The sequence below is a fragment of the Streptococcus infantis genome (genome assembly GCF_047465035.1).
GTDB lineage: Bacteria > Bacillota > Bacilli > Lactobacillales > Streptococcaceae > Streptococcus > Streptococcus infantis_T.
Map to the genome: position 1 here is coordinate 1 of NZ_JASHAQ010000043.1, position 1,755 is coordinate 1,755.

Genomic DNA, 1,755 nt, shown 5'->3' on the forward strand with positions numbered 1-1,755 from the left:
AACATTCTTTTTATTTTACGACTAACATGATTCCCAGAACCAATCTAGTTTGTCTTTATAACACAAAAGAATGAATGTTTATTTGACTAAATTTTTAGTCTTCTTTTTTCTTTCCAAGAGCAAGTCCGAGACCACCTAGAATACCAAGAAGACCTAGAGATGCAAGAGTCGCATTTGATTCAGTACCAGTATTTGGCAATACTTTTTGAGAATCATTTGACTTAGCTCCATTATCATTAGTAGCTGTAGTATCTCCGTGATCTACATTCGGATTAACTGCAACCGGTGTTACCTTAGCTGGAGTTTCTACTGGAACTTCCACAGCTGGTTTACCTGGTTCTGTAATCTTACCTGTACCTGGGACATCTTTCTTAGGAAGCTTGTCATTTGGTACTTCACCTTTACCATCTTGACCGATTTCAACAGTGATTGGACCATCTTCACCTGGGATTTCTACTGTAGTTCCTGGTGGGTATGTTGAGCCATCTGGTTTCTTAGGTGTTACTGTAACGTCACCTGTCTTAGGATCTTTATCCAACTCTACTGTTGGTGTCTTACGAGCTGGTGTTGTTACATCCACTGGTTGTGATGGTTTCTTGTTCGGTTCGGTTACTGTTCCTGTACCTGGGACATCTTTCTTAGGAAGGTTGTCATTTGGTACTTCACCTGAACCATTGTCGCCGATTGTGACTTCGATTGGTGTGTTGTTTTCACCTGGAATCACAACCTTGCTGCCTGATGGGTAAGTTGAGCCATCTGGTTTCTTAGGCGTTACGACTGCATCACCATTTGGTTTGCGTGTAATTTCAATCTTACCTGGTTTTTCAGTTCTTGGTGTATTTGGTGTTACATTACCTGGTGTTGTTACTGGAACTTCCACTGCTGGTTTACCTGGTTCAGTAATCTTAGCTGTACCTGGTACTTTACCGTCTGGTAGGTCACTGTTTGGTACTTTACCTTTACCGTCTTCACCGATTGTTACTGTGATTGGGTTGCCATCTTTACCTGGGATTTCTACCGTAGTTCCTGGTGGGTATGTTGAGCCATCTGGTCTCTTCGGTGTAACTGTAACGTCACCTGTCTTAGGATCTTGTTCAACATCTAGTGTTGGTGTCTTTTGAGCTGGTGTTGTTACATCCACTGGTTGTGATGGTTTCTTGTTAGGTTCGGTTACTGTTCCTGTACCTGGGACATCTTTCTTAGGAAGCTTGTCATTTGGTACTTCACCTGAACCATTGTCGCCGATTGTTACTGGGATTGTTGTTCCATTTTCACCTGGAATCACTACCTTGCTACCTGATGGGTATGTTGAGCCATCTGGTTTCTTAGGCGTTACAATCGCATCACCATTTGGTTTGCGTGTGATTTCAATCTCGCTTGGTGTTTCAGTTGTTGGTGTTGATGGTGTTACCTTAGCTGGAGTTTCTACTGGAACTTCAACTGTTGGTTTACCTGGTTCAGTAATCTTAGCTGTACCTGGTACTTTACCGTCTGGTAGGTCACTGTTTGGTACTTTACCTTTACCGTCTTCACCGATTGTTACTTTGATTGGGTTGCCATCTTTACCTGGGATTTCTACCGTAGTTCCTGGTGGGTATGTTGAGCCATCTGGTCTCTTCGGTGTTACTGTAACGTCACCTGTCTTAGGATCTTGTTCAACATCTAGTGTTGGTGTCTTTTGAGCTGGTGTTTCTGGTGTTACCTTAGCTGGTGTTGTTACTGGAACTTCTACAGCTGGTTGACCTGGTTCTGTAA

Annotated in this window: 1 protein-coding gene; it reads right to left on the reverse strand. The window is 42.8% G+C overall.

Annotated elements, in window-relative coordinates:
- Nucleotides 1-94: 94 nt before the first annotated feature.
- Nucleotides 95-1,755 (reverse strand): LPXTG cell wall anchor domain-containing protein (locus QM406_RS09995; protein ID WP_414274118.1); only part of this gene is annotated, 1,661 nt, incomplete at its 5' end.